The following is a 1,070-nucleotide window of genomic DNA, read 5'->3' as shown; positions in this document are numbered from 1 at the left end:
GTAAGATACCAAAGCGATCGCCCTAAACCCCCTTTCTTTTGCTGCCCAAAATTTACGATCGCACATCCATCGGATGCACTGCCATCACTTCCCCATAGCGGGCAAAATCCCTGATATTAAAAGTCAGAATATGAGTCAATCCATGTATCAGCATTGCTGCCACCAACCGCGCATCATGGACATTAACTCCCCTCACCCCATAAGTCAGCACCAACCTTTCCCACTCCGAATAAATGGCTAACCTATCCGGTAATAGCAAAAAAAGCCCTTTTAATCGATTGACTTCAGCAGCCGCTTCCGTTGGGGTATGTCCTAAACCATTCTTATCTACAGGGCGGGTGTAAACATTCCAAAACTCGATTAAATTTTGGGGAATGATACAAACATCTCCCCCTTGTGCAAGCAGAATATTTGTCGCTGTTACTGCATCGGCGTACATGGAATGATTAGCGTCTGCACTCCGCAACAGAATATTAGTATCAATCAAAAATGACATTAACCCCTTTCTCCATAAATGCTTTCTCGGCTAATCGCTTCATCGGATAAAGAGGGCTGGTTGCGCGGGTGACTCGCTGCCCATTCCCGAAACGCTTTCGCCCTTTCTTCTGGAGTCGCCGTTTCATAAAAAGGACGATCTTTCCCCGCCGCTGAGGTTTCCTGCTGGCGTGCTTTCAGCTTCTCCTCTAAAAGCGATCGCTCTTCTGGGGAAAGCGATTGAACCACTAGGGCTAAAGATTCCACTAATTTAATATTCATAAACTCTCCTATCCCTGAGAAACCCGGTTTTTTATCTACATCTTAGCCAAAGTAGGTTGGTGTAGGTTGGTGTAGGTTGGGTGCAGCATAGCGAAACCCAACACCCCCTGGGTTGGTGTAGTTGGTGTAGGTTGGGTGCAGCATAGCGAAACCCAACACCCCCTGGGTCAACATATACCCCTTTCCAAGGCCAAGAAACCCGGTTTTTTGAAAAAACCGGGTTTCTGAGAACCTCCTTGGGGGAACCCAACACCCTGTGGGAAACATATACCCGCTGTTGGGTTCCGTTGCACTCCACCCAACCTACCCAGAGC

Annotated in this window: 2 protein-coding genes; both read right to left on the bottom strand. The window is 47.9% G+C overall.

Annotation, left to right across the window (positions count from 1 at the left end):
- Positions 1–52: 52 nt before the first annotated feature.
- Positions 53–496 carry a type II toxin-antitoxin system VapC family toxin gene (locus P5683_RS06045; protein ID WP_006620624.1) on the bottom strand — a complete coding sequence of 148 codons (444 nt, stop codon included), beginning with the start codon at positions 494–496 and terminating at the stop codon, positions 53–55.
- Positions 496–756, bottom strand: coding sequence for a hypothetical protein (locus P5683_RS06040; RefSeq protein ID WP_006620625.1), 261 nt, complete (start codon positions 754–756; stop codon positions 496–498). Before P5683_RS06040 ends, P5683_RS06045 begins: the two co-directional genes overlap by 1 nt.
- Positions 757–1,070 lie beyond the last annotated feature (314 nt).

The sequence above is a fragment of the Limnospira sp. PMC 1279.21 genome, assembly GCF_032349615.1.
GTDB lineage: Bacteria > Cyanobacteriota > Cyanobacteriia > Cyanobacteriales > Microcoleaceae > Limnospira > Limnospira fusiformis.
The sequence above is the reverse complement of the archived record's forward strand: the minus strand, read 5'-3'. Positions and strand labels throughout refer to the sequence as shown.